Below are 20,714 nucleotides of genomic sequence, written 5' to 3'. Positions count from 1 at the left end.
CAGGGCCATTTTTCAGCACGTCCTCCCACAGCTGAGAAAGCTTCATCTCAGTCACGTTTCTCGGCGCTGTGTAGGTCTCCGCATCTGCCGCTCCGCCAGGAGCTGGCAGGGCGTTTCGGTCGAGCTTTCCGCTTGGTGTAACCGGCCACTGTTCCATTTCTATCATATAGGCTGGGACCATGTAGCCCGGCAACAGGCTCTCAAGTTGCGCTCGGACTTCGTTTCTTTGGAGCCCTTCTACATAAGCGCATAATTCCGGCTCGCCGCTGTCTGTCCGTACGGTAACGGCCGCCTCTCTTACACCTTCTATACTTCTTAGTGCCGCTTCAATTTCTCCCGGCTCAATCCGGTAGCCGCGGATTTTTACCTGATCATCCGTGCGCCCGAGGAATTCAACATTCCCGTCAGGGAGCCAGCGCGCCACATCCCCTGTTTTGTACATGCGTTCACCCGGGTAAAATGGGTCCTCAAGAAAACGCTCCTCCGTTAATGCCGGCCGATTCAAATAACCTCTGGCAACACCCGCTCCGGCAATGTACAGTTCGCCGGCGACACCGGAAGGCTGTACGGCTAAATGCGGATCTAAAACATACAAACGCGCACCGGGTACGGGCTTCCCAATCGGAATCCGCAAACGGTCTCTGTCCCGTTCTGGATCTAACACGTAAAATGCCGCGTCTACCGTTGCTTCTGTCGGCCCGTAGCCATGGATTAATGATACCTGCGGCAATACAGAAGCAAAACGGGCTGCCGTACGCGGCGCAAGCGGTTCACCTCCGGCGAATACACGCTTTAGGTTTGTCCCGTCACCAAGCGCTAACATTTCTGCTTGATCCAGAAAGCTATTCAGCATAGCCGGAATAAAATGAGCCGTTGTCACTTTTTCCTGATGAATGGCTTTTACGATCAATGCGGAGTCTTTTTCCCAGCCGGGCGGAAGCAGATACGCCGAAGCACCGGAAAGAGCCCACCAAAACAGCTGCCACACAGACGCATCAAAGGAAAAAGAGGTTTTCACCATGACAATGTCATCTTCTGAAAGCGGAAACTGGTGCTGCATGCCGGTCAGAAAGGAAACAGCCTGGCGGTGCTCAACGGCCACTCCTTTCGGCTGCCCGGTAGACCCCGATGTATAGATGACATAGGCGAGAGAACCGCCGTCAGCAGGAGTAAACAGATGGTTTTCTGCTTTTTCGCCTGCAAGAGATGTCATGTCCACTTCAAGCGTTTCGCCAGAAAAGTTCGGTGCGGAGCATCCCGGCTGTGTCAGCAAGAGCGATGCCCCGCTGTCTTTCAGCATGTAGCTCAGCCGCTCCTTTGGATACGCAGGATCAAGCGGCAAATACGCCCCGCCGGCCTTCAGTACAGCAAGGACAGCGATCAGCATGTCAGGTGAGCGTTCAGACAGGACACCGACGATACTTTCGTTTGTGACGCCGCGTGCCGCAAGGTGCGCAGCCAGCCGGCTGGCGTACATATCAAGCTCAGCGTATGTCAGCGAACCGCCTGAAAAGACAATGGCCAGCCGCTCCGGTGTGAAAGCTGCCTGTCGCTCAAACAGCCCATGCAGGGTGAAAGCTTTAGGCGAAACAGCTTCCGTCTTGTTAAACTCATACAACAATTTTTGCTTTTCTCTTGTATTCGTCATATCTAATTCTCTTATAAAGCTGTGCGGATGTTGAAGGGCGTTTTCCAGTATGGTAAGCAGATGAGATTGTATTCGTTTAATATCCTCAAGAGAAAACAAGGTATTTTGATAGTCGAAATTTAATTGAATGGTTCCATTGTCTATCCGTTCTTGTATTTGAACTGAAAGCTCGTTTGCGGTGTATCCGCTGAAATAAAGCGCTGTTTCATAGTCAAAATCATCTGCATTATGCCACTGAAGTGGCTGATACTGCATAGATATACCGATAAGGTTGTGTAAATCCTTCTGTTCATTTCTTAATTCATTTACAAGCAAATTATAAGGAAACCGTTGATGACGCATAACAGAAAGCTGTTCCCTGCCTATTGTGCGGACAAAGGAAAGAAAATCTGTGTCAGGATCAACCGTTATTCTGATTGGAAGAGAACTAACGAACATGCCGAGCATTTCTTTTTCAGCCTTTGACCCTCTGTTGCCATAGTAGGTGCCAATGGCAAGATCTTTTTTAGAAGTGATTCGGCTAATGCATATGTAAAATGAAGCCATAAATAAGGAAATGATATTGATCTTGTGTTCTTCGCAGAAGTTTCGAATCGTTTGCTCTAGATCAGGTGAAAGAATGATGGTGTCTCTGGATGCAGAAGTGCTCTGTTTTTGTAAGGACGTCTGGTCGGCTAACGAGTGGTATTCCAACGGGTGCTCAAAGGTTTGCGTCCAAAATAAACGGTCCTTTGCAAACCGCGGAGATTGTAGATATTGACTCTCTTTTTCGATGTAACTCAAGTAAGAAGGTTCCGGCTGATCAGGTAAAGGATCTTTCTTTTTCATTTTTTGATAAAGATCTATAATTTGATTTCCCATCACATTTAAAGAGATTCCATCCATTATGATATGATGGAATTTCGCAAATAGCCAAACTTCATGAGAGTCAATTCTAAGGAGGTAAAATTGATAAAGAGGCGAGTTGAACAGTTTAAATGGAATGCTCGCTTGATCCTGAATCCATTGCTCTATTTCTATCATTTCAACATTTGAAAAATCAATTATTCTAAGTGGATAATATTTATATTCAGTAAGGTGCAATCGCGGCTCAAGCTCTTCTCCTTCTAACAGCTGAAATCTAATGGCATCGTTGCGGGAGATGGAATGATTCAGCGCTCCCTCTAGAGTATCAAGCTCAATATTGCCTTTGAATTTCACACAGGCTGTGAGATTGCAAATGCTGGTATCTGGCTCCAGCAGTTCAGTAAACCACACTCTCCTTTGGGCATGGGTTAAAGAATAAGTATGTTCGCTCAACGGATTCCCTCCAGTTCTCATAATAAGAGGATAAGAAAAAGTAGAAAAAAGCAGAAAAATGTCAATAAAAGAAATTATATGACTATATAATCCATATATGCACTATATTAACGGATATTTTTTAAAGTACAATAAAAAACATTAAATTTTTATAACATTTTTTTGAATATAGTATTATTTCTTTATTTTTCGTTTCTTTTTTTATCAAATTTCCGGATATAAAGTGATAAAAGTATTGTTTTACATAAGGTCTTATACACTACTTTTTAATCGGACTAATTTTCTTTTGTGCATGATTCTTCTAATTGTTGGAAGGTTCGACAAAGCGTTATTACAGACATAAAAAAAACCTGTTTTCTCTTGGAAAACAGGTCTGCCGCTATTATTGATTTGCCAAAATGACAGCGATTTGATCCTCAATATCTTTTCCATCCTCTTCATCAATCAATCCATTTAGAAGAATAGAGAAAACAAGTTTTTTTCCGCTCTTTGTTTCTGCGTACCCCGATAGAGAGCTTACGGTACTGAGCGATCCGGTTTTTGCTCTTACTTTTCCTTGTGCAGGAGTGTCTTTCATGCGGTTTCTCAGCGTTCCGCCCACCATTCTGTCAGGATTGCCCGCAACAGGTAAAGAATTTAGATAAGCCGAGAACCAACTCTGATCCTGAATGTCATATAACAGCTGTGAAAGTTGATCTGAGGATACAGCATCAATATGTGAGATTCCTGATCCGTCTCTTAAGACGAGTGATTTAGAATCAACACCAAATTCCGGAAGCGTACTGTTTAACACTTCGAGCCCCTTTTCCCAGCTCCCTTCTCCTTTTTTCACTTTCCCCATCTCTTTTACGAGCACTTCGGCATGTCCGTTATTACTTAATTTCATGAACGGCACAAAAAGTTTCGATAAAGGCATTGAGCGATGAGAGAGCAGCACATCTGAAGAACTAGGTGCTTCACCCATCTTGATGTCCCCTTTCACAGTAATACCTTGTTTTTTTAGTGACTGCTTAAATAAATCTAAGGCATATCCGGCAGGCTCCCAGACAGAAATCCATTCCTTTGTCTTGTTTGCGTCAACCGGTACGCTCCCTTCAATTGTAATCGTGTTTGTTCCATGCTCTCTTTCGATTGTGAGGTCTTTCTCTGAACCGGCAGCAGTCGTTTCAGCATCGTTCTTTATCGTTATATAATCGGTTTTCGGAGAGACAGACACGGCAGGCTCTTCCCCTTCTTTTTGATTTGGGGTGACCTCAACAATCACAGTGCCTGCATCATAGTCTTCATTCGGAGACGCTGTTAGAGCGGAAATTGGCGCGCCATAATATGTGTATTCATCGCTCCAAGGCATATCAGGTGATAATCGCATGTCATCATGCCACGTATCATCACCGATCAGATTGCCTTTAATTACTTTTACGCCGGAATGTTTCAATTTCTCAGCCATTTTGTCAAAATCAGATGGTAAAAGTGTCGGATCGCCTTTCCCTTTCAAATAAAGGTTACCATTCAGCTTTTTCCCTTTCAGTGTTCCATCCGTCCGGACCTCGGTTGTAAAAGAATAGTTCTCGCCAAGGACAGAAAGTGCCGCGGCCGCTGTCAAAAGCTTTAGAGAAGAGGCAGGCCTCATTCGGGTGTCTCCTGAATGTTCATATAGAACAGCACCTGTTTCCGCAGAGCGAACGGTGATGCCGGCCATTGCGCCTTCGAGGGCAGGATGATCAGCTAAAATCTTATCGATCTGCTCGGAAAGTGCATCTTGTTTTTCAGCGGCAAGCGCAGCCTGATGCATATAAGGCACCGAAGCAACAACGAAAAGCAGTAAAACAGCAACATAAAGCTTTATGCTTTTTTTCATTAATTTCCCCGCCTCTCTGCGCTTCATCATTGGCTATTGATGATTCAGTTCAATGGTGATACTGCTTTTAGCTGTCGTTTCTTCTCCCGGCTCCAGCACTTGTAAACCAGTGAGTGACGAAGGTAAATCAAGATTCACGGCGTTTGTCACCCATGTGTAAGGCTCAGGGCATAAATACCCTTGTTTTCCGTCCGCATTGTATACAACCCAATGGTTAAACTGTTCATCTGCCTTATAAAAAATGCTGATATGTGCATGCTGATGATAAATGACAGCCTGATTTTCTCCGCCTCTCTTCTGATAAGAAGATAAAAAGACATCATCCAGCTGCTTGTGGCGCAAATCCATTCCTTCATGCAAAGCTTCTTTATACGGGACATCCATCAGCTTCCCGGTCGGCAGCAGGCGTTCATCCAACTCCCATTGCTGATCTGCTGTCAGGGAAAATAATGAGCTTTCTGCCGGAAATATAAATGTAGTATGATAACCAATTCCCCAAGGAAACGCTTCCTTTCCTTTGTTCATGACCGTCGCATGTTTAAATAGGGTATTCCCCTTGATCGTGTATGTCATCCGAACGACGGCATGATGAGGAAATTGCTTCTGCACATGGGGAAGCTCAGAAAGATCAATTTCTGTTTCAACAGTCACTTCTTCATCAGTTTGCTTCGTGGTCACGACATTCCACTTTTCATGGTAAAGAAACCCATGAAGATGGTTGTGTTTATCCTTCTCGTTGATATCAAAATGATACGTTCTGCCCCGGAAACTGAATGTACCGTCACCTATGCGGTTAGGCGGGAACAGGATTGGAATGCCATACAATGTTGGTGTGTCGTGAAAACTTTCTGCTGTTTCCGGTTCACGCAAAAGCTGGACTTTTGTTTTTTTGTCCACGAGAGAAATGACGTTGCTCCCCCACTCAGGGACAACAATCATTTCTAGATGTTCGTTGCCCGCTTTGATGGCCGGCGTTCCCAAATACGTGATTTTCTCAATAAAGTTTGCCATGTTTACTCAACCTCTCCTTGATTCATTGCTAGTATAAGAATTCAATGTACTGTACCATATTTCCTCCATTTTATATTTTCCCCTATCAAATAAAAAAACACCGTTCAAACTTATGAACGGTGTGATTCGGAGGCTATTGGATGAGACGTGTGATTTGTTTCTTTTTCCAGACGAATTGATAATACCCATAAATCAACAGCAAGCTGACGGCAAACGCAGCTGGATAACCAACCCAGACGCCGAGTATTTCAAGCTTTGTATAGTGAGAAAGGACGAAAGCGACAGGCACCTCTACTCCCCAGATTGCAAAAATACTGATGACGGTCGGCCATAAAACTGTTCCGCTTGCCCGCATCGTTGCAGAAATAATTTGGGCATTTCCAAACAGCAAATAGCTCCACAATGTAATCATCAAAAGACGGTGTGCAATGTAAAGCGTCTCTTGCTCGGTTAAAAATAACGATAAAATCTGATGTGAAAAAACATAGATCAGAATGATCAGTACGCCGCCAATGATATAATTCAGCCAAATCCCCACGCGAATGACCTGCTTTAAGCGGTCAAACTCGTTTGCCCCAATCGATTGCGCAGCGAAAATAGAAACCGCAATACCAAGGCTGACGGCCGGCATCTGTACATAGCTGGCCACCTGGTTGACCACTCCGTATGCAGCTGTTGCATTAGAGCCGTAATGATTGACGAATGAAATAACCGCTATCTCTGATAATGAGACAAGAATCATATTGATGCTTGCTGGGACCCCAAGACGCAGCAGGAGAACCAGCAGTTCCTTATCCATTTTCAAATAACGACGCACTGTTTTATCAAATTGCAGCGGGTGTTTTCGCTTTCGTAAATACACCATTAACACGAGAAAAGTCGCAATCGTGGAAATGACAGTTGCATATGCCGAGCCGTATATGCCCAGTTTCGGAAAACCAAACATGCCAAGGATTAAAACAGGCAAAAGCGCGATGTTGATGACCGTGCTCACAATCAGCGTATAAAACGGTGTCTTAGAATCCCCTGTTCCGCGCAAAAAGGTAGTATATGCAAAATATAAAAACATAAACGGCATAGCATAAAATAAAATACGTGCATAGTTAGCGCTGACATGAATGACATTTTCAGGCGTGCCCATTAAACGAAGGATATCCAGGGTGAAAATACTGCCGATGACGGCTAACACAACGCCTAATAAAAATGTAAACGTGAGCGTCGTCCCGACAACAGCCTTTAGCCGTTCCTCATTTTTCGCTCCGTAAGCTTGTCCGATCAGAATCGAACTACCTGAACCGATCCCAATCGTAAATGAGATTAAAAGAAAAAATAACGGGAAAAAGGATGATACAGCTGCCACTGCATCAACACCAAGCCATCTGCCTACAGCCATCATCCCGACTAGCTGGCCGACTGATTGCAGCACATTGCTCAGCAGAAGCGGCACTAAAAAGAGTGACATCGACCGCCAAACTGATGGTTTGCTTTTCTTTTGAGTTACAAGAGGTTCTTGTGATGTTTCCATATTAAAGGACTCCTTTATTTGAAATCGTTTTTAAACATGCCCTCATTTTTTGACAAAAACAGGATATGTAACATGTTATTATTCATCACTGCACATATGAAACCCTTCCCGATTCTTCTAATTTTACACATCTTTTTAGCTTATAAAGAATAAACTAGCAAGTAATGGCATATTTTTTGTGAGTAAAAGAATAAAAAATAATTTATGCAAAAGTATTGTAATCTATCCGTAATTATTGTAACATTTGTAACATAAGAGAAAGAGATTTTGAAGGAGAGAGCGATAATGAAAAAATGTCTTCTATTTCTAACAACCATTGCACTTATTCTGTCATTAAGCACAAATGCATTTGCGAAAAATACATCAGGCGATTTATCACAAAAACAAGCATTACAGTTGGCATTATCCGCTAGAGAACATTTTTGGAACACCATGAGCGGACACAATCCGAAGGTGAAAAAAGCAGTTTGCCCATCAGGCACATTCGAGTATCAAAATCTTCAATATGTATACATGTGCAGTGATCTAGGCACTAAAGCAAAAGCGGTGAATTATTTAACTCCTATTTTTACAAAAACAGCAATCGAAAAAGGCTTTAAAGATTATCATTTCACTGTTTCAAAAGGAAAACTTGCTGTTCCAATCGGTGACGGAGACAATCTTTTGAATTGGAAAAAATCAACTGCTAAACTGATCTCTAAAAAAGGCAGCACAATCACATACGAATTTACCGTCCCTACATTAGACGGATCCCCTTCTGCAAAACGGAAAGTGACATTTGTGAAAGAAAATAAAAAATGGAAAGTCAATCAATTTGACGCAGTTATATAAGAAAAACGCCCGGGATAAGCGGGCGTTTTTTATTTGGTCTGCATAAAGAAAGACAACAGGCGAAAAGTGCCTGTTGTCTTTTTGTGAATATAACGCTCTAGGAGAGATTCGAACTCCCGACCTGCAGTTTAGGAAACTGCTGCACTATCCGCTGTGCTACTAGAGCTTTTGGTATTTATATAGTAGCTCTGATGATCAATATTTTCAAGCGATTTGTATTAAAGCCCTCCAAAAACCTTATACGCGGCTCTTGTTGTATCTTCATCAATACCAATATACCGCATTGTAATTGATGGTGATGAATGATTCAGTATTCTCTGCAGCTCGGCGATGTCTTTCGTTCGCTGATAAAAATGATAGCCAAACGTTTTCCGGAGTGTATGCGTCCCTATCTCCTCAAGTCCGCACGCCGCAGCGGCCTCTCTTAAAATTCTGTAGGCCTGAATGCGGGAAATCGGCTTCCTGGTCCGCACTGATTTAAAAAGATATTCGTTTTCCTTCATGTCTTTCGTATACTCGTATATTTCCTGTTTCAGCGATTCTAAAATAAGAATCTTTCTTTTCTTATTCGTTTTGCTTTCAGTCGCCCATAAATGATCTTTATTTTGAACGTCCTTCACTTGCAGCGGCAGAATATCAGAAATGCGGAGCGCGCTGTTGATGCCGAAAATAAACAGAAAATAATCCCGCTTGTTTTTGTTAAGCAAATACTGTTTGACTTCTTGGATTTTCTCTAGACTGCGAATCGGCTGTACAATATGCATCAAAAAACTCCTTAAAAACCGTTATGTAACGTTTTGAGGTCTATGTTACTATTATAGCTGAAAAACGTTGAATGTCAAAGTGCGGCGGCGTTTATGTAACATAATATGCATAGTGTTACATAAGCTTTTAAAAAAGCTTCTTCCAACCTTCACCCTATAAAATAAGCTTTAAAGACTCTTATAAAGCTTTTAACCTCTTGGATACTTATCCCCCTACTAATCATCAAAAAACCTCTTAAAACGAAATCTGACACTCCCAATTTTCTGGAGCTTCCGCAAAAATATACAAAAAAAGACACAATTTCAAATTGTGTCCTAATCCTCATCCTTTACATCAATATCTTCCGGGATCGGTTCATTTAATATTTCCTGCACCAGTGCTTTGTAATTCTCCAGCTGTTCGAGATGCGTTTTGAACTGTTCCTTATAAATCAAAAATTGCTCCCCGTCATGAACGGCTCTGATTTTTCCTTCGAGCACCAAGCTTTTAATATAATCCTCTGAAAGATTTGTATATTCTGCTGTTTCTTCAATCGTTAAATACATATAGCAGTCCCTTCTTAATCCGTATGCTGATTCTAATATAGCACATGACTCATATCAATATAATCAATTTTGCACAGAAAAACGGCTTTATGTACTATATAATATACCATTTGTCACTTGTGAAAACGCTGTAATTTTTTTACGCTAAGATTGTAACAATACAGCTTCATATAGGAGGGAGAACATGAAAAGAACGTGGAACGTCTGTTTAACAGCTCTGCTTAGTGTTCTGTTAGTCGCTGGAAGTGTCCCTTTTCACGCGGAAGCTAAAAAACCGCCCAAAAGCTACGATGAGTACAAACAAGTAGATGTTGGAAAAGACGGCATGGTTGCGACCGCACATCCTCTTGCTTCTGAAATCGGTGCTGATGTGCTGAAAAAAGGAGGAAATGCTATTGACGCAGCGGTTGCCATTCAATTTGCACTCAATGTAACAGAGCCGATGATGTCAGGTATTGGCGGCGGCGGTTTTATGATGGTGTATGACGGAAAAACGAAGGATACAACGATAATCGACAGCCGTGAGCGTGCTCCAGCAGGCGCAACTCCTGATATGTTTCTGGACGAAAACGGCAAAGCAATTCCTTTCTCTGAACGTGTAACAAAAGGTACTGCCGTTGGTGTTCCAGGCACTCTGAAAGGGCTGGAAGAAGCCTTGGATAAATGGGGAACCCGTTCGATGAAGCAATTAATTACCCCTTCTATTAAACTCGCTGAAAAAGGCTTTCCGATTGATTCAGTGTTGGCAGATGCCATTTCTGATTATCAGGAAAAACTTTCACGGACTGCCGCAAAAGATGTATTTTTACCAAATGGCGAACCGCTTAAAGAAGGAGATACCCTTATTCAAAAGGATTTGGCTAAAACATTTAAGCTTATTCGCTCCAAAGGCACTGACGCTTTTTATAAAGGAAAATTCGCCAAGACGCTTTCTGACACTGTCCAGGATTTCGGCGGATCAATGACAGAAAAAGATTTAGAAAATTACGACATTACAATTGATGAACCGATTTGGGGAGACTATCAAGGCTATCAAATCGCTACTACTCCTCCTCCAAGCTCCGGCGGTATTTTCTTATTGCAAATGCTAAAAATCCTTGATGATTTTAATCTTTCACAATACGATGTCCGCTCATGGGAAAAATATCAGCTGCTTGCTGAAACGATGCATTTGTCATATGCCGACCGTGCGTCTTACGCAGGTGATCCCGAATTTGTAAATGTTCCTCTCAAAGGCCTGCTTCATCCCGATTATATTAAAGAACGCCAGAAATTAATCAACCTAGATCAAGTGAATAAAAAACCGAAAGCCGGTGACCCTTGGAAATACCAAGAAGGATCAGCAAACTATAAACAAGTTGAACAGCCGAAAGACAAAGTAGAAGGCCAAACAACCCACTTTACAGTTGCTGATCGATGGGGAAATGTTGTTTCTTACACAACAACAATCGAACAGCTATTCGGAACGGGTATTATGGTCCCTGATTACGGTGTTATTTTAAACAATGAATTAACGGATTTTGATGCGATACCAGGCGGAGCTAACGAAGTACAGCCAAACAAACGGCCTTTAAGCAGCATGACCCCGACGATTTTATTTAAGGATGACAAGCCTGTCCTCACTGTTGGATCTCCTGGCGGGGCCACAATTATTTCATCCGTTTTGCAAACCATTCTCTACCACATTGAATATGGTATGGAATTAAAAGCAGCTGTTGAAGAGCCGAGAATTTACACAAACAGTATGAGCTCTTACCGTTACGAAGACGGAGTTCCTAAAGATGTCCTCAGCAAGCTGAACGGTATGGGCCACAAATTCGGCACAAGTCCGGTGGATATCGGAAACGTGCAAAGCATATCGATCGACCATGAAAACGGCACCTTTAAAGGCGTAGCTGATTCAAGCAGAAACGGCGCGGCGATCGGCATTAATTTAAAACGTAAATAAATAAAAAAACTGTACTCGCTTCAAACGAGTACAGTTTTTTTATACACATCTTTAAAATAAAAACTGACAAACGTCTTTATTCTGCTAATGCACGTCTATCTTCATCTTTTCATTTCGTTTATCTCATCAAGAAATGTCTGAAACGCACTCGTAATAAAAAAGTCTTTCCTGTATATAAAGACGATCTCTAAGTCTTGATATGCTGGTGGCAATTGATGAATCCATACATTTGTACGATGCTCGGAGCAGTTAACAGCGGACTTTGGGAGCAGCGCCGTACCCATCCCGGCGGAAACACCTTTTATAATAGCCTCCAATGTGCCAAACTCTATGATTTTTTGATTGTGTATGCCTGCTTCCTCTAGTAATCTTTTGACCCTGTCACGATGAGAACAGCCAGCCCCAAAAAAGAGCATCGGCTGCTGAAGCATGTCTTCTGACGTCCCTTCTCGTGATGAAATCAAAACTAATTCATCATGGGAGACATGGAGTTGTCTAACTGCAGCGTGCTCAACCGGCCCATATACAAAAGCGCCATCAACTTTATGATCAAGAACCTGTTGAATCAAATGATGCGTATCAGCTGTGTTCACTGATAAATCCACTTCAGGAAAACGCCTGAGGAAGGATGCTGCATGCTCAGGCAGATGCGTTACCGCCGTCGTTTCCAGTGATCCGATCCGCAAAGGCCCTTTTGGTTGCCTGCTCATTCGGGTCGATTTTTCAGCTTGGTCTAACAGCGATAATACTTGATCTGCATATTGCAAAAGATTTTCTCCTGCAGCAGTCAGCTTCATCCCCCGATTCGTTCGATGAAAAAGCCTGATATTCAAATCTTCCTCAAGGTTATGCACTCTGGCTGTCACATTCGACTGAACATAATTCAGCATTTGGGCTGCTTTCGTTATGCTTCCTTCGCGGGCAACAGCCTGAAAAATCTTTAAATCTCCGCTTTCCACGCGCTCTCACCTGCTTGCTATGATGAAAAGTGATATTGGCTATCATATTTGTTCATTTTACTCGAAGAAAACCGCTATGTAAAATATGTAAAGATATGAGAATACAATTCAATGAGGAGGCAGACAGCATGAAAGCTGTAATTCACAACGGAAAAGCCGGTCTTCTGGGGTTATCAGTTCAGGACGTTCCATCAACAAAGCCTGGATACGGAGAGGTAAAGGTTAAATTGAAATCTGCGGGTCTGAATCATCGTGACTTGTTTCTTATGAAAAACAAATCTGAACAAGATCCTCACGTGATCCTCGGTTCTGACGGCGCGGGTATCATTGAAGAGATTGGTGAAGGCGTGAAAAATGTTACTGTTCAGACAGAAGTAGTCATTTTCCCGACATTGAACTGGGATTTGACAGAGAATGTTCCACCTGTACCTGAGATTCTGGGAGGTCCTTCAGACGGAACACTTGCTGAATATGTGATCATTCCTTCACAAAATGCAATCAAAAAACCTGCTTATTTATCATGGGAAGAAGCGGGCGTTTTACCTTTATCCGCTTTAACTGCATATCGGGCCTTGTTTACAAAGGGGCAATTAAAAAAAGGCGAGCAACTATTGATACCCGGCATCGGAAGCGGGGTTGCAACCTACGCTTTATTGATGGCTAAAGCGATTGGGGCAACAGTAAGCGTGACCTCCCGCAGTGAGGAGAAAAGAAAAAGGGCGCTGCAATTAGGTGCTGATTACACATTTGACAGCTACAGCAATTGGGATGATCAGTTGCAGGGAAAAAAGATAGATGTTGTTCTTGACAGCATAGGACCTGCCCTCTTTTCGGAATACTTCCGCCATGTAAAACCAAATGGCCGTATTGTCAGCTTTGGGGCAAGCTCAGGGGATAATCTCAGTTTTCCGGTGCGTTCTTTATTCTTTCCTCAGGTCAATGTTTTGGGAACCTCGATGGGAAGCGGTGAGGAATTTCAAGCTATGCTCGCTTTCATTGACAAACATAAGCTGCGGCCTGTAATTGACCGGATATATCCTTTAGAAAAAGCATGTGAAGCATATAAAAGAATGCAGGAAGGCAGACAGTTTGGAAACATCGGGATCGTAATGGAATAAAAAAAGAAACCGGCTGGCAGCCAGACCGGTTTCTCTTATATGATAATCCCCTTTATTTACGGAAGAACTGAACTCCCCATCAAATATCGATCCACTTCACGCGCCACTTCACGGCCTTCATTAATCGCCCATACGATTAAGCTTTGGCCTCTTCTTGCATCCCCTGCGGCGAATACACCATCGATATTTGTTTGATAATCCCCATATGCTGCACTGATTTTGTTATTTACTGAATCAACACCGAACTGTTTCAACAGCGGCTGTTCTGTGCCTTCAAAGCCGATAGCGATAAAGACAAGCTGAGCAGGCCATACTTTTTCCGTTCCAGGCAGCTCGCGGAACTCGTATTTACCATGCTCATTTTTCACTTTTTCCATTTGGATGGTATGAAGCTCTTTCAGCTTTCCGTTTTTATCCGCGACCATTTTTGTCGTTTGAATGGAGTATTCTCTCGGATCTCTTCCGAATTTTGCTTCTGCTTCCTCGTATGCATATTCAAGCGTAAAGACGTGTGGCTGTTCAGGCCACATATTGTCATTCGTGCGGGCTGGCGGAAGTTTCGGGTGTTTGCCGAATTGGTGCACACTTTTGGCTTTTTGACGCAGAGCGGTAGCCACACAGTCAGCTCCTGTATCTCCGCCTCCGATTACGATGACATCTTTCCCTTTGGCATCAATGAATTGCTTGTCTTTAAAATTAGAATCTAAATAGCTTTTTGTTGCAAGTGTGAGGTAGTCCATCGCGTAATGGACTCCTTTTGAGTCGCGTCCTTCAATTAAGAGGTCCCGCTGTTTTTGAGCGCCTGTGCATAAGATCACAGCATCAAATTGCTCCTTTAGCTCATCAGCTGTAATGTCAACACCGATTTCTGTATTCGTTACAAAATCAATTCCCTCTTGCGTCAGCAATTTAATTCGGCGTTCTACAATGCCCTTCTCAAGCTTCATGTTTGGAATGCCGTATGTTAAAAGGCCGCCCGCTCTGTCTGCTCGTTCAAAAACAGTGACGGAATGTCCCGCTTGATTCAGCTGGTCAGCACTCGCCAGTCCGGCTGGGCCTGACCCGACAATGGCCACTTTTTTGCCTGTTCGTTTTTTAGGAATTCTAGGTTGAATCCAGCCGTTCTCAAATCCTTTGTCGATAATGGTTCGCTCGATATTTTTAATTGAAACGGCCGGGTCTGAAATCGCTAAAGTGCATGATCCTTCACAAGGAGCGGGACATACCCGCCCTGTGAATTCAGGAAAGTTGTTTGTTTTCAACAGGCGTTCCAATGCTTCCTTCCATCTGCCCCGGTAGACAAGATCATTCCATTCAGGAATTAAGTTGTAAATCGGACAGCCGGATGTAAATCCGTTAATGTCCGCACCGATCTGGCAAAACGGTGTACCGCAATCCATGCACCGCGCCCCCTGCCGTTTCGATGCTTCTTCTGAAAAAGAAGCAGAATATTCTTTCCAATCCTTTAAGCGAGTGAGAGGGTCCCGCTCCGCAGGTTTTTCTCGTTTGATCTCCATAAATCCAGTTGGTTTCCCCATGTTCCTCTCCCCTTCCTTACTGTACTACCGCTTGTTTTTGTCCCGATGCTGCTGTATTCTGCTTTGGCTTCGTGTTGGCCTCAAAAGCGAACATGATGGCTTCTTCATCTGATAAACCTGCAGCTTTTTGCTCTTCGATGCTTGCGAGCATTTGTTTATAGTTTTTCGGAATGACTTTGACGAATTTTTTCACACTGTCTTCCCATTGATCTAGCAGATCTTCTGCTTTTTGGCTGTTTGTATACGCAGTATGTCTTTCAAGCATTGCTTTGATTTGCTGGATTTCTTTCTCATCCTCTAATGATTCAAATAAAATCATCTCAAGGTTGCATTTGCGTTTAAACGCTTTGACATCTTCGGCCAGTACATAAGCGATTCCGCCGGACATACCTGCCGCAAAGTTTTTGCCTACATCACCGAGAACGACAACGCTGCCGCCAGTCATGTATTCACAGCCGTGGTCGCCAATACCTTCTACAACTACGTTCACACCGCTGTTTCGAACGGCAAAGCGTTCACCAGCACGTCCGTTAATATATGCTTCTCCGCTTGTCGCACCGTAAAAAGCCACGTTGCCGATAATGACATTGTCATCCGAAGCAGAGTTGAATCCTTCTGGTGACTTGACGATGATTTTTCCGCCAGAAAGCCCTTTTCCGACGTAATCATTTGAGTCTCCGTCCAAATAAAGCGTCATCCCTTTAGGAACGAAAGCTCCAAAGCTTTGGCCGGCTGATCCGGTAAAGTGCAGCTTGATTGTATCTTCAGGAAGACCTTCTTCTCCGTAACGCTTTGAGATTTCACTGCCGGTTATCGTTCCGGCTACACGATTTGTATTATTGATTTCAATCGAAATATCAGCTTCTTTTCCAGATTCGATGGCTTCTTGTACAGCCGGGAGAATTGTTGTGATATCAAGCGATTGATCAATTTTATGATTTTGCGGCGATCGGAACGTCCGCACCCCTTCAGGCTGATAAAGAAGTGTAGACAAATCAAGCTGGCTTGCTTTCCAGTGCCCCTTCGCCCGTTCACTTACATGAAGTACATCAGTGCGGCCGATCATTTCATCAAATGTCTTGAAGCCTAACGCAGCCATGTACTCACGAACCTCTTCAGCAATGAACAGCATATAGTTCACAATATGGTCAGGATCCCCCATGAACTTTTTGCGAAGCTCTGGGTTTTGTGTCGCTACACCGACAGGGCATGTATCCAAATGGCAGGCACGCATCATGACACAGCCGAGTACAACTAACGGAGCCGTTGCGAAACCAAATTCTTCGGCGCCGAGCAAGGCAGCCATCACAACGTCGCGGCCCGTCATGAGCTTTCCGTCTGTTTCTAATACAACACGGTCACGAAGTCCGTTCAGCATTAGTGTTTGATGTGCTTCTGCAAGGCCAAGCTCCCACGGAAGCCCTGTATGTTTAATACTGGTTTTCGGAGAAGCGCCTGTACCTCCGTCATAGCCGCTGATCACAATGACATCTGCAGTCGCTTTGGCAACACCTGCAGCGATTGTTCCTACACCTGCTTTTGACACCAGCTTTACGCTGATTCTTGCGTCACGGTTGGCATTTTTCAAATCGTGGATCAGCTGGGCTAAATCCTCAATCGAATAAATGTCATGGTGTGGCGGAGGTGAGATTAATCCGACACCTGGCGTTGACCCGCGGACATCGGCAACCCATGGATATACCTTGTTGCCAGGAAGCTGCCCGCCTTCACCCGGCTTAGCACCTTGAGCCATTTTAATCTGCAGCTCATCAGCATTGACAAGGTAATGGCTTTTGACACCAAACCGTCCGGATGCAATTTGTTTGATCGCACTTCTTCTATCATCGCCGTTCTCATCTGGAACAAAGCGTTTGGGATCTTCTCCGCCTTCACCGCTGTTGCTTTTTCCTCCAAGACGGTTCATTGCGATTGCTAAAGCTTCGTGCGCTTCCTTACTCAAGGACCCGAATGACATCGCACCCGTTTTAAAACGTTTGACAATCGATTCAGCGGATTCAACCTCCTCCAACTTCAAAGGCTTGCGGTTTCCGTCAAATGCGAACAAGTTCCGCAAAAATCCGATGCGTTCTTCATCAGCCGCTTTTGTATACTGTTTAAACAGACTGTAATCATTTCTGCGGCACGCCCATTGCAAAGTATGAATCGTTTTCGGATTAAAGGCATGATGCTCTCCGCCATTTCTCCATTGGAAGTCACTTCCCGGTTCAAGCGTTTTGCTGTAATCATCCTGATAAGCTTCCCGGTGGCGGCGCTGTGCCTCTTCTGCAATTGTTTGTAAATCGATGCCGCCTAGCTGTGATGCAGTACCTGTGAAATAGCGGTCGATCACATCGCGGCTGATTCCTACCGCTTCAAAGATTTGGGCGCCTCTGTAGCTTTGCACAGTTGAAATTCCCATCTTGGACATCACTTTTACGACGCCCTCAGTAATGCTTTTTCCATATTTGCTGACCGCTTCTTCATAGCTGATATCCAAACGGCCTTCATCAATTTCCTGCTTGTAGGTCGCATAAGCGAGATAAGGGTTAATCGCATCTGCGCCATAACCGATTAACGCTGCAAAGTGATGCACTTCACGTGCTTCTCCCGATTCCACAATAATGCTGACCTTCGTACGCAGCCCTTTGCGGATTAAGTGCTGGTGCAGCGCGCTTACTGCCAGAAGCGGCGGAATTGGTGTCAGTCGTTCGTTCATCTTTTTGTCTGATAAAATTAACAAACTTACGCCTTGGCTGATGGCTTTCTCTGCTTGTGTGAACATGTCCTTTAATCCGCGTTCAAGATCCTCTGAAAACAGCACATCAATTTTTTGGCTTTTTAAATCAGGATGAACAATCGTTTTCAATGCGTAAAACTGTTCATTGGATAAAACAGGTGTATACAGTTTAATCCGGCGAACATTTCGTTCACTTGGATGAAGAAGATCGCCTTCCGCACCGAGCCAAGTCATCGTTGAAGTGACAAGCTGCTCACGAATCGCGTCGATTGGCGGGTTCGTTACTTGTGCAAACAGCTGTTTAAAGTAGTTAAACAGTGATTGCGCTCGGTCAGAAAGTACAGCAAGCGGCGCGTCATTCCCCATTGAACCAAGGGGATCTTTGCCTTCTTTAATAACGGGAATTAGATATTTTTGGATATCCTCATATGTGTATCCGAATGCCTTCTGGCGAGTAAGAAGATCACTAAATTGTTCTTCTTCTCTTGACTCCGGATCAGGATTTACTTGTACAAGCTCTTCTTCAAGCCATTTTTGGTACGGATACTCAGTTGCAATTTGTGTTTTGACTTCCTCATCGGAGATAATACGGCCTTCTTCCAGGTCGATTAAAAGCATTTTCCCAGGCTCAAGGCGGTTTTTATATAAAACGTTCTCCTGTTCAACTTCAATAACGCCTACTTCAGATGAGAAAATAATATAATCATCTTTTGTGACATAATAACGGGCCGGACGGAGACCATTCCGGTCAAGGATCGCCCCGATTTGTTTACCGTCAGTAAATGAAATGGCTGTCGGTCCGTCCCAAGGCTCCATCAGGGAGCTATGGTACTCGTAGAACGCCCTTTTTTCCTTGGACATATGCGTATTTTCCGTCCAAGGCTCTGGAATGAGCATCATTGCCGTATGTGCCGGTTTGCGTCCAGCCATCACAAAAAACTCAAATGCGTTATCCAAAATGGAAGAGTCACTGCCATCAGCATTGAGAATCGGCAAAATCTTGTTTAAGTCCTCACCGAAGCTTTCAGAAACAAATTGCTGCTCACGTGCTCTCATCCAGTTGATATTTCCGCGAAGGGTGTTAATTTCACCGTTGTGAACCAAATAGCGGTTAGGATGCGCTCTTTCCCATGTAGGGAATGTGTTGGTACTGAAGCGTGAATGAACGAGCGCAAAAGCAGAAACGAATGCTTCGTCTTGCAGATCAGAATAAAATGCATCAACCTGTTCAGGTGTTAAAAGGCCTTTGTAAACAATGGTCTGGCTTGAAAGACTGGCAAAATAAAAATCAAGACCTTCCGTTACTCCCCAATTTTCAGCCTGTTTACGAATGACATACAATTTTCGTTCAAAAGATAAATTGTCCTTTAGATCAGAATTTGCGCCGATAAATACCTGACGGACAAACGGACAGCTTTTTTGCGCCACTGTTCCGATTTTTCCGACATTTACAGGTACAGTTCTCCATCCAAGAACGACTTGGCCTTCTTGTTCAATCAGTGCATTGATTTGCTTTTCAATTTTTTTTCTTTCATCTTCTTTCTGTGAGAAAAAGACCATTCCTACCCCGTAACGTTCTTTTTCTGGCAGATTGATGTCTTTGCACTCTTTTCTAAAGAAAGCATCAGGGATTTGAACCAGTAAGCCGGCTCCGTCTCCTGTATCCGGATCACTGCCTTGCCCTCCTCTATGGTCTAGCTGGCAAAGCATCTTAAGTCCTTGTTTGACAATGTCGTGAGTCTGCTTGCCCTTTAAGTGTGCATATAGGCCGATTCCGCATGCATCATGTTCAAATTCAGGACGGTAGAGACCTTGAGCTTTTGGCATTTGATTGTACGTCATAATTCCTCTCCCCCGATCAATTTCCGATAATACCGGTCATAAAATCTAACAACTCTATAATCATTGTAGGTTTTCAAAACGATATAAACAATATATAATTTAGATCAAAAGAATCTCAAAATGAGATAGATGGATGTGAGACAAACATGGAGCTGCGCCAACTGCGTTATTTCATGGAGGTGGCTGAAAGAGAACACGTTTCAGAAGCCGCTGATCATTTGCATGTGGCCCAATCAGCAATCAGCAGACAAATTGCCAATCTTGAAGAAGAATTAAATGTGACCTTATTTGAGCGTGAAGGGAGAAATATCAAACTCACGCCAATCGGAAAAGAATTTTTGATTCATGTGAAAACGGCGATGAAAGCCATTGATTATGCGAAAGAGCAAATTGATGAGTATCTTGACCCGCATCGCGGAACGGTAAAGATCGGCTTTCCTACAAGCCTCGCCAGCCAGCTTTTGCCGACTGTCATTTCAGCGTTTAAAGAAGAATATCCGCACGTCGAATTTTTGCTGCGCCAAGGCTCCTATAAGTTTCTGATTGAAGCTGTCAGAAACCGCGATATTGATCTGGCCTTATTAGGACCGGTGCCGACGAATTTCTCTGACATAACGGGAAAAATATTATTTACTGAAAAAATTTACGCGCTTGTTCCATTAAATCATCCGCTTGCTAAACAAAAAACGGTTCATTTAATCGATTTGCGCAACGACCAATTTGTATTGTTCCCGGAAGGATTTGTACTTAGAGAGATGGCAATCGATACTTGCAAACAAGCAGGCTTTGCTCCTCTCGTTTCCACGGAGGGTGAGGATTTGGATGCTATCAAAGGGTTAGTGTCCGCAGGAATGGGCGTTACCCTTCTGCCTGAAAGTACTTTTGCTGAAACAACACCTCGTTTTACTGTGAAAATTCCAATTGAGTTCCCTCAAGTAAAACGGACTGTCGGAATCATTAAACCGAAAAATAGAGAGCTTGCGCCTTCTGCGAATGATTTTTATGAGTTTGTCATTCAATTTTTCTCTAAGCTGGAGCAGTATCAATAAAAAAATGAACCCGAGCTTCTATATAGAAGCTTCGGGTTTTT

Annotated in this window: 12 protein-coding genes, 1 tRNA gene and 1 pseudogene; 4 read left to right on the top strand and 10 right to left on the bottom strand. The window is 43.5% G+C overall.

Annotated elements, in window-relative coordinates; genetic code table 11:
* The 4 genes and pseudogenes from ppsA to FB592_RS19000 form a co-directional block, all read right to left on the bottom strand.
* Positions 1 to 2,947: pseudogene (gene ppsA / locus FB592_RS19015) on the bottom strand (plipastatin non-ribosomal peptide synthetase PpsA); the annotation flags it as partial.
* A gap of 382 nt (positions 2,948 to 3,329) precedes the next feature.
* A complete protein-coding gene (gene dacB / locus FB592_RS19010) occupies positions 3,330 to 4,805 on the bottom strand; it encodes a D-alanyl-D-alanine carboxypeptidase/D-alanyl-D-alanine endopeptidase (RefSeq protein WP_141949989.1) in 1,476 nt (491 codons plus the stop codon).
* Positions 4,806 to 4,838: 33 nt separating this feature from the next.
* The gene (galM, locus tag FB592_RS19005; protein ID WP_049141133.1) at positions 4,839 to 5,816 is read right to left on the bottom strand and encodes an aldose 1-epimerase; all 978 of its coding nucleotides are present in this window, start codon (positions 5,814 to 5,816) and stop codon (positions 4,839 to 4,841) included.
* Positions 5,817 to 5,949: 133 nt separating this feature from the next.
* A complete protein-coding gene (locus tag FB592_RS19000; protein WP_004399508.1) occupies positions 5,950 to 7,341 on the bottom strand; it encodes an MATE family efflux transporter in 1,392 nt (463 codons plus the stop codon).
* Between the two features lie 285 nt (positions 7,342 to 7,626).
* Between FB592_RS19000 and iseA the strand changes: the two genes are divergently transcribed.
* Positions 7,627 to 8,172 carry a DL-endopeptidase inhibitor IseA gene (iseA, locus tag FB592_RS18995; RefSeq protein WP_004399558.1) on the top strand — a complete coding sequence of 182 codons (546 nt, stop codon included), beginning with the start codon at positions 7,627 to 7,629 and terminating at the stop codon, positions 8,170 to 8,172.
* Positions 8,173 to 8,265: 93 nt separating this feature from the next.
* Here the strand turns inward: iseA and FB592_RS18990 are convergent.
* The 3 genes from FB592_RS18990 to FB592_RS18980 all read right to left on the bottom strand — a co-directional run bounded on the left by FB592_RS18990 (position 8,266) and on the right by FB592_RS18980 (position 9,482).
* Positions 8,266 to 8,338 (bottom strand) — tRNA-Arg (locus FB592_RS18990).
* A 52-nt stretch (positions 8,339 to 8,390) separates the two neighbouring features.
* On the bottom strand, positions 8,391 to 8,936 hold the full coding sequence (locus tag FB592_RS18985) for a site-specific integrase (RefSeq protein ID WP_141949987.1): 546 nt from the start codon (positions 8,934 to 8,936) through the stop codon (positions 8,391 to 8,393).
* A 315-nt stretch (positions 8,937 to 9,251) separates the two neighbouring features.
* Entirely contained in the window at positions 9,252 to 9,482 is a 231-nt protein-coding gene (locus FB592_RS18980; protein WP_003231472.1) for an excisionase family DNA-binding protein, read from the bottom strand.
* Between the two features lie 184 nt (positions 9,483 to 9,666).
* Between FB592_RS18980 and ggt the strand changes: the two genes are divergently transcribed.
* Complete coding sequence (gene ggt / locus FB592_RS18975; protein WP_141949985.1) at positions 9,667 to 11,430, top strand: gamma-glutamyltransferase; 1,764 nt, start codon at positions 9,667 to 9,669, stop codon at positions 11,428 to 11,430.
* Positions 11,431 to 11,531: 101 nt separating this feature from the next.
* On the opposite strand, the gene yofA is transcribed toward ggt, so the two are convergent.
* The gene (yofA, locus tag FB592_RS18970) at positions 11,532 to 12,389 is read right to left on the bottom strand and encodes a LysR family transcriptional regulator YofA (protein ID WP_125121264.1); all 858 of its coding nucleotides are present in this window, start codon (positions 12,387 to 12,389) and stop codon (positions 11,532 to 11,534) included.
* A 128-nt stretch (positions 12,390 to 12,517) separates the two neighbouring features.
* On the opposite strand from yofA, the gene FB592_RS18965 reads away from it, so the two are divergent.
* Entirely contained in the window at positions 12,518 to 13,507 is a 990-nt protein-coding gene (locus FB592_RS18965) for a zinc-binding dehydrogenase (protein ID WP_103804368.1), read from the top strand.
* Between the two features lie 56 nt (positions 13,508 to 13,563).
* Here FB592_RS18965 and gltD read toward each other — a convergent pair whose 3' ends face one another.
* Both gltD and gltB read right to left on the bottom strand, forming a co-directional pair.
* Positions 13,564 to 15,045 carry a glutamate synthase small subunit gene (gene gltD, locus FB592_RS18960; RefSeq protein ID WP_141949982.1) on the bottom strand — a complete coding sequence of 494 codons (1,482 nt, stop codon included), beginning with the start codon at positions 15,043 to 15,045 and terminating at the stop codon, positions 13,564 to 13,566.
* A gap of 16 nt (positions 15,046 to 15,061) precedes the next feature.
* Positions 15,062 to 19,624 carry a glutamate synthase large subunit gene (gltB, locus tag FB592_RS18955; protein WP_103804371.1) on the bottom strand — a complete coding sequence of 1,521 codons (4,563 nt, stop codon included), beginning with the start codon at positions 19,622 to 19,624 and terminating at the stop codon, positions 15,062 to 15,064.
* A gap of 146 nt (positions 19,625 to 19,770) precedes the next feature.
* Here gltB and gltC point away from each other — a divergent pair, with 146 nt between their 5' ends.
* On the top strand, positions 19,771 to 20,673 hold the full coding sequence (gltC, locus tag FB592_RS18950) for a glutamate biosynthesis transcriptional regulator GltC (protein ID WP_004399246.1): 903 nt from the start codon (positions 19,771 to 19,773) through the stop codon (positions 20,671 to 20,673).
* Positions 20,674 to 20,714 lie beyond the last annotated feature (41 nt).

The organism is Bacillus sp. SJZ110, from assembly GCF_006715455.1.
Taxonomy (GTDB): domain Bacteria; phylum Bacillota; class Bacilli; order Bacillales; family Bacillaceae; genus Bacillus; species Bacillus subtilis.
The sequence above is the reverse complement of the archived record's forward strand: the minus strand, read 5'-3'. Positions and strand labels throughout refer to the sequence as shown.